Below are 6,039 nucleotides of genomic sequence, written 5' to 3'. Positions count from 1 at the left end.
CAACCCGAAGATCACCGATGGTTGACCTGCCCCATCTCCACCACCGCCAGGCCGTCAAGACCCCCTGACCAGCCAACTCAGGATGGAACTACCCCAGGGATCCTGCTGTCTCGACAGTTCGTGAGGCAGCACTTCCCCCCGATCCTGCGCGGATCTTGGGGTTGGACGCCGACGTCCGACGCGTCAGGCGGGGGTTGGCGCGGTGATCGCCCAGCGCTCGTGGTCGCGCCAGGCCCCGTCGATGAACAGGTAGTCCGGCGAGAAACCCTCCAACCGGAAACCGAGCTTGCGGGCCACCCGCCGTGACGGCTCGTTACCCGGCTGGATGTTCGCCTCCAGCCGGTGCAACCCGGCCGAGGTGAACGCGTGGTCGATCACCAGGCCGACGCCCGCCGAGGCGTGCCCGGTCCCGCTGTACGGCAGGAACGCCGCGTACCCGAGGAAGCCACCCCGCAGCGCACCCTGCACGATCCCGCTGATGTTCACGTAGCCGGCGATCTCCCCGCTGGCCCGGTCGCAGATCAGGTAACCGGCGCTGTCGCGGCGACGGATCCGACGCAGGTAGAGGTCGTACTCCTCCGGGGTGGCCGGCGCGGCCAACCAAGGGTGGTGCAGGTCCCGACTGCGCCGCGCGGCGGCGACGAACTCGTCGGAGTCGGTGGGCCGGGGCCGCCGGATCGCGGCGGGACCGCCGGTACGCAGGTATCTCACGGCGAATCACTCTGACCGACGAGCACCGTCGGTGTCCAACCAGACGCCGCGTGCACGGTACGAAGGCGGCGGCGTCACGTTCGTGATCGCGCTCGAACAGTGATGGCGTGGCATCCGGCAGCGCGGGTAACCACTCGATCGGTGATCGAGCGCGATCCGGCGGGTACGGGCCGCTAGCGGGGCGTCCGCAGACTGAACTCCTGACCATCGGGGTCGGCGAGCACCAGTCGGCCCGTCTCGTCCAGGTCGGCGCCGATCCGGGTCGCCCCGAGCGAGAGCAGACGGTCGACCTCGACCTGCCAGTCGACGCCAACCGCCGGGGCGAGGTCGAAACGCACCCGGTCCCTGCCGCCGTTCGACATGTACGGCGGACCACCCCAGCTGATCTTCGTGCCGCCCAGCGGTGACTGGATCGCGGTCTCCTCGTCCTGGTCCCAGACCAGCGGCCACCCGAGCGCCGCGCTCCAGAAGTAGCCGACCGCCTGCGAACCGTCGCAGGCCAGCGCGCCGACGGGGCCGCAGCCGGCAAGGAAGTTGTTGCCCGGCCCGATGACGTCGAACTCGTTGCCCTCGGGGTCGGCGAGCACCACATGGTCGTCGTCCGGGTCCTGCCCGATGTCGATGTGCCGCGCGCCGAGCTCCAACGCCCTGGCCACCTTCTGCTGCTGGTCGCCCAGGGAACTGCTCGTCAGGTCGAAGTGCATCCGGTTCTGCACGACCTTCGGCTTGTCGAACGGCACGAAGCGCACCCGGATCTCGGGGTCTGCCCCCGGCAGGACCAGGACGCCGTCCCGCGGGTCCTCCACCATGCTCCGACCCAGGAACTCGGACCAGAACCGTCCGAGGCGTACGGGTTGTGCGGCGTCGTAACTGATGGCGAACAGGTGAGACGTCATCGCGCGGGTCATCTCCGATCCGACCGGATGCTCTGCGGTCCTCGGGGCGGAAGCCTAGGGACGGGTCGAACCGTTCGCACCCGATTATCCGACGGGCCGCCGTCGGCACGTGCGGGCCTGTGATCAACTGGCCTGATGAACCGATCCACCACGCCCCTTGCCGCCATCGTCGAGGAGCGACTCTCCCGGGAGCTGAACATCTGGCTCTGCACGCTGCGGCGCGACGGGTCTCCACACCTCACGCCGGTCTGGTTCGTCTACCTCTCCGCGACGTTCTGGGTCGGCTGTGGGAGCAGCAGCGTGAAGGCCCGCAACGTCGCGAACGACCCCCGGGTGTCCCTGGCCCTCGAGGGTGGCGACGCGCCGGTGGTGGCGGAGGGCGCCGCCCACGTGCACCGGGGCGACTTTCCGAGTCGCGTCGTTGAGGCGTTCACGCGCAAGTACGACGGCTGGGACGTCGGCCGCCAGGTCGGCCCGGACGGTGAGCGGGTGCTGTTGGAGATCCCCGTGCGGCGGTGGCTGCTCGCGGGCACCGCCCAGTGAGTCGTCGGGGCAAGCGTCGGGTCAGAGCGGCCCGGGGAAGGTCTGCTCCATCGGCATCGGCACCTGCAGGTAGGTGGTGCCGCGCATGTCCAGCCAGGCCCGGTCCGGTCCACGGACCAGGCGCACCATCACCGCCTCACACGACGGGCACCGCGCGACCAACCCCGGGGCGTGCGAGTAGACGTGCAGGCTGGCCATCGAGCCGGTCATCCCGCAGTTCTCGCAGCGGCCCATCGCGCTGCTCAGATCGACGGTGAACAGCTCACGCATCGGGCCGTCGAGCATGTTGCCGTCCACGTACGACATCTCGGTCATCGGAATCTCCTCGACAGGGCGGGTGGTCAGCCGGTGGGGCCGAAGCGTTCGGTCTTGACCTGACGCGACGGGTGACCCAGCCCCACCAGCAGGTCGGCCACGGTCTCCACGAACGCGGTCGGGCCACAGACGTAGGTGAGCGGCTCCAGGTCCGGTGGCCACCCGTGCGTGTTGACGTCCGCCAGCCCGATCCGGTGCGGCTCACCGCGCCAGCCCTCGGGCGCCTCGCGGGTGTAGACGTACGCGACGTCCAGCCCGAAGTCGTCGCGGCCCCGGCGGCGCAGCTCGTCGGCGTAGATCACGTCGCCGGGGGTGCGCACCGAGTAGATCAGCCGGAACGGCGCCTTGCTGCCGACCGCCCGTCGGGCCCGGATCATCGCCATCAGCGGCACGACGCCGGAGCCACCGGCGACGAGCTGCACCGGCGCGGTCTCCTCGGGCCGCCAGATGAACCAGCCACCGAGCGGCCCGCGGACCTCGATCGGGTCGCCCGCCCCGAAGACATCGATGAGGTACGGGGACACCTCCCCGTCGTGCACCCGCTGCACGGTCACTTCGATGCGCGGGCCCCCGGGGCCGTCCACCGCCGGCCCGGCGATCGAGTACGACCGGGCCGCCTGGTAGCCGTCCGACGCGGTGAGCCGCAGGTCCACGTGTTGCCCGGGCAGGTGACCGGGCCAGTCCGGCACCTCCAGCACCAGGGTCTGCGCGGTCGGTGTCTCGACCCGGCGCTCCACCAGCCGGCCGACCTGCCACCGATTGGGCGTCCGGCGCTGGGTGCTGGTCGCCACGGCGCGCTCAGTCACCCTGGTACCGCTGTTCGCGCCACGGGTCGCCGTAGTCGTGGTAACCGGCGGTCTCCCAGAACCCCGGCTCGTCCATCGTCTTGAGCCGGATGCCGCGGACCCACTTGGCGGACTTCCAGAAGTACAGGTGCGGCACCAGCAGTCGCGCCGGCCCGCCGTGCTCGGCCGGGAGCGGGGCGCCGTCGAAGGTGTGCACCACCCAGGCCTGGCCGCCGCGCAGGTCGTCGAGCGGCAGGTTCGTGGTGTACCCGCCGTAGGAGTGCGCGAGCGCGTAGTGCGCCCCGGTGTCGACGTCGGCGAGCAGCGTGTCGAGTGAGACACCCTGCCAGGTGGTGCCGAACTTGGACCAGCGGGTGACGCAGTGGATGTCCACCGTCGGCGTCTCCTGTGGCAGGGCCATCAACTCCTGCCACGACCAGCGGTGGTCGCTGCCGTTCTCGGCGGAGATGACGAACTCCCAGGTGTCCAGTGACACCCGGGGCGTCGGGCCGGCCGAGAGCACCGGAAAGTCCTCGGTCAGATACTGACCGGGCGGCAGGGCCGGCTCCTGCGTTCGGGGCCGACCCTGGAAGCCCGGTGACACGATTCCCATTGCACAGTCGTACCACCCGCGCCGGTGGGGGCGGGAGGTTTCCCGCGTACCCCGTCGTCAGCCGGTGCGGCGCGGTCAGTGCCGGTCCGCGACGACCTAGCGGTCCTCGGGCAGGTCACCGCCGCGGGTGGCGCGCAGGCTGGTCAGGGTGACCACCACGAGCACACCGATGATCACGCCGAGCGAGGCCAGGGTGGGGATCTGCGGCACGCTGTCCCAGATGCCGTGCGCCCAGTGCAGACCCAGCTTGAGACCGATGAACGCCAGGATGATGGCCAGGCCGTAGCTGAGGTGCACCAGCCGGCTCAGCGCCGCGTGCAGGACGAAGTAGAGCGCCCGCAGGCCGAGCAGCGCGAACGCGTTGGTGGCGAAGACCAGGTACGGGTCCTCGGTGATGCCGTAGACCGCAGGCACCGAGTCGACGGCGAAGACGATGTCGGTGGCCAGCACCGCGACCACCACCAGGGCGAACGGCGTGAGTGCCCGCTTCGCGCCCTGCCGCACGGTCATCCTGGTGCCGTGGTAGTCGTCGACCACCGGCATGACCTTGCGCAGCAGCTTCACCGACCGCATCTTGTTGATGTCGACTTCCTGCTGGTGCCCGGACAGGGCGTCGCGCAGCAGCTTCACCGCGGTGGCGATGAGGATGATCGCGAAGAGCAGGAAGGCGAAGTCGAGGGTCTGCAACGCCGCCGCGCCGAGGGCGATGAAGACGGCCCGCAGCACCAGAGCGCCGGCGATGCCGTAGAGCAGCACCCGCTGGGCGAGCACCGCAGGCACCGCGAACGCCGCCAACAGCAGCATGAAGACGAAGAGGTTGTCGACCGAGAGGGACTTCTCCACCAGGTAACCGGTCAGGTACTCCACGCCCTGCTGGGAGCCGAAGCGGGACCAGATCCAGGCGCCGAACGCCAGCGGCAGCGCGATGTAGAACGCCGACCAGCCGACAGCCTCCCGCATGGACACCTCGTGCGGGCGACGGGTGACCAGGAAGTCCAGCACCAACAGCAGGACGACCCCGATGATGGTGACCGCCCACAGCGTGGGTGTGCCCACCGACGACAGGTCACTCGCGGCGGACAGGTACGACACGTGGCTCATGTGGGGTCTCCTCGAACACCGTCATGTTCGAGGTCTCCTTCACCCACCACCTGGTGGGCAACCACCCGAGGCACGCCCGGCGTGCCGTACTGACCGGAATGGTTCGTGGGAAGTACTCCCCTCGCACGACTAGGTTAGGCCAGGCTGAATGGCCACACCAAGCGGGACATTGATGGTTGCCCTGGTAAACCGCTGTGTGGACCCGGGCCAAGCGCCGTCAGCCACGGCGCAGCGTGGCGCCGGGTGCCATCGCCTGCTCGACCAGGCCCCGGTAGTCACGCGGCAGTTGCGTCGCCACGTCGTCGAACTCGCCACCGGTGATCGCCTCGCGAAGCGTGGTGAAGACCGCCCGGATGGCGTCCCGGGCGGCGGGCTCCTGCACACCGGCGCGCAGCGCGACCCGGGCGACGAACTCGGCGGCGCCGAAACGGTCCGCCTGCTCGGTGCTCGGACTCGGCTTCAGCACCAGTTGCAGGGGTTGGGGCAACTGGGCGGCCAGGTCCAGCACCTCGCCGCCGGTCAACCGCTCGGCGAACGTCTCCAGGACCGCCCGGGTCAGCTCCACCGCCCGCTCGGACGAGGTGGCGGTGCGCTGGGAAACCTGGTCGATGAAGGTGTCGTAGTTCATCGCGTACTCCCTTGGGCTCACGGCGGCGCCTGCGGGTACCCGCGGCGGCGGCGGGGAAACGGCGCCGGCTTTCCGCTGCCCGGCGGGCGTGACCGGCCGGCGGACGGGTAACCGCCGCCGGTCCTCACCACATCCGATGCCGCGAGGGAGCCCACGCCATGGCGAGCTACGCCGACGTCCTGCAGTACCTGTCGAGCCTGGACTACCCGGCCGAGAAGGACGACGTGGTCCGCGAGGCCGAACGGGAGGGTGCCCCGCCGGACGTGCTGAAGGCGCTGCGCGCCCTGCCGCCCGTCGACTACGCCAACGGGACCGAGGTGGCCCGGTCGGCGGGTATCGAGGCGGCCCCCGAGGTCGGCCCCGCCCAACGGGCCGAGCAGGCCCGGGACAAGAAGCACAACCGGGTCTCGCAGCACCTGCGCGGCATCTGACCCAGCGGTGACGCCC

9 protein-coding genes are annotated in these 6,039 nt (G+C 70.4%); 2 read left to right on the top strand and 7 right to left on the bottom strand.

Going from position 1 to position 6,039, the window contains the following annotated elements; all coding sequences use genetic code 11:
* Positions 1-183 precede the first annotated feature (183 nt).
* Together AB0C15_RS12890 and AB0C15_RS12885 are read right to left on the bottom strand one after the other, a co-directional pair.
* Positions 184-711 (bottom strand): GNAT family protein, encoded by a 528-nt coding sequence (locus tag AB0C15_RS12890; RefSeq protein ID WP_357351362.1) that lies wholly within the window; start codon positions 709-711, stop codon positions 184-186.
* A gap of 173 nt (positions 712-884) precedes the next feature.
* Complete coding sequence (locus tag AB0C15_RS12885; protein WP_357351361.1) at positions 885-1,607, bottom strand: VOC family protein; 723 nt, start codon at positions 1,605-1,607, stop codon at positions 885-887.
* Positions 1,608-1,742: 135 nt separating this feature from the next.
* Between AB0C15_RS12885 and AB0C15_RS12880 the strand changes: the two genes are divergently transcribed.
* Entirely contained in the window at positions 1,743-2,150 is a 408-nt protein-coding gene (locus tag AB0C15_RS12880) for a pyridoxamine 5'-phosphate oxidase family protein (RefSeq protein ID WP_357351360.1), read from the top strand.
* Positions 2,151-2,171: 21 nt separating this feature from the next.
* Here AB0C15_RS12880 and AB0C15_RS12875 read toward each other — a convergent pair whose 3' ends face one another.
* The 5 genes from AB0C15_RS12875 to AB0C15_RS12855 all read right to left on the bottom strand — a co-directional run bounded on the left by AB0C15_RS12875 (position 2,172) and on the right by AB0C15_RS12855 (position 5,592).
* Positions 2,172-2,465, bottom strand: a complete 294-nt coding sequence (locus tag AB0C15_RS12875) for a DUF6510 family protein (protein ID WP_357351359.1) — start codon at positions 2,463-2,465, stop codon at positions 2,172-2,174.
* A 26-nt stretch (positions 2,466-2,491) separates the two neighbouring features.
* Positions 2,492-3,256, bottom strand: coding sequence for a ferredoxin reductase (locus AB0C15_RS12870; RefSeq protein WP_357351371.1), 765 nt, complete (start codon positions 3,254-3,256; stop codon positions 2,492-2,494).
* 7 nt (positions 3,257-3,263) lie between these two features.
* Entirely contained in the window at positions 3,264-3,863 is a 600-nt protein-coding gene (locus AB0C15_RS12865) for a sulfite oxidase-like oxidoreductase (RefSeq protein ID WP_357351358.1), read from the bottom strand.
* A 96-nt stretch (positions 3,864-3,959) separates the two neighbouring features.
* Positions 3,960-4,964 (bottom strand): TerC/Alx family metal homeostasis membrane protein, encoded by a 1,005-nt coding sequence (locus tag AB0C15_RS12860; protein ID WP_357351357.1) that lies wholly within the window; start codon positions 4,962-4,964, stop codon positions 3,960-3,962.
* A gap of 217 nt (positions 4,965-5,181) precedes the next feature.
* Positions 5,182-5,592: a DUF2267 domain-containing protein gene (locus AB0C15_RS12855; RefSeq protein ID WP_279516351.1), complete on the bottom strand. Its 411-nt coding sequence runs from the start codon at positions 5,590-5,592 to the stop codon at positions 5,182-5,184.
* A gap of 158 nt (positions 5,593-5,750) precedes the next feature.
* On the opposite strand from AB0C15_RS12855, the gene AB0C15_RS12850 reads away from it, so the two are divergent.
* Positions 5,751-6,023 (top strand): DUF2795 domain-containing protein, encoded by a 273-nt coding sequence (locus AB0C15_RS12850; RefSeq protein ID WP_030332551.1) that lies wholly within the window; start codon positions 5,751-5,753, stop codon positions 6,021-6,023.
* The last annotated feature ends 16 nt before the right edge of the window (positions 6,024-6,039 follow it).

Origin of the sequence: Micromonospora sp. NPDC048835 (genome assembly GCF_040649995.1) — a bacterium.
Classification (GTDB): domain Bacteria; phylum Actinomycetota; class Actinomycetes; order Mycobacteriales; family Micromonosporaceae; genus Micromonospora.
This window is presented reverse-complemented; position numbering and strand designations above follow the sequence as displayed.

Bases quoted from the DNA above. Each gene is read 5' to 3' on its own strand.
- AB0C15_RS12855 (WP_279516351.1), bottom strand. From the start codon at position 5,592: ATGAACTACGACACCTTCATCGACCAGGTTTCCCAGCGCACCGCCACC.
- AB0C15_RS12875 (WP_357351359.1), bottom strand. From the start codon at position 2,465: ATGACCGAGATGTCGTACGTGGACGGCAACATGCTCGACGGCCCGATG.
- AB0C15_RS12850 (WP_030332551.1), top strand. From the start codon at position 5,751: ATGGCGAGCTACGCCGACGTCCTGCAGTACCTGTCGAGCCTGGACTAC.
- AB0C15_RS12860 (WP_357351357.1), bottom strand. From the start codon at position 4,964: ATGAGCCACGTGTCGTACCTGTCCGCCGCGAGTGACCTGTCGTCGGTG.
- AB0C15_RS12865 (WP_357351358.1), bottom strand. From the start codon at position 3,863: ATGGGAATCGTGTCACCGGGCTTCCAGGGTCGGCCCCGAACGCAGGAG.
- AB0C15_RS12880 (WP_357351360.1), top strand. From the start codon at position 1,743: ATGAACCGATCCACCACGCCCCTTGCCGCCATCGTCGAGGAGCGACTC.
- AB0C15_RS12885 (WP_357351361.1), bottom strand. From the start codon at position 1,607: ATGACGTCTCACCTGTTCGCCATCAGTTACGACGCCGCACAACCCGTA.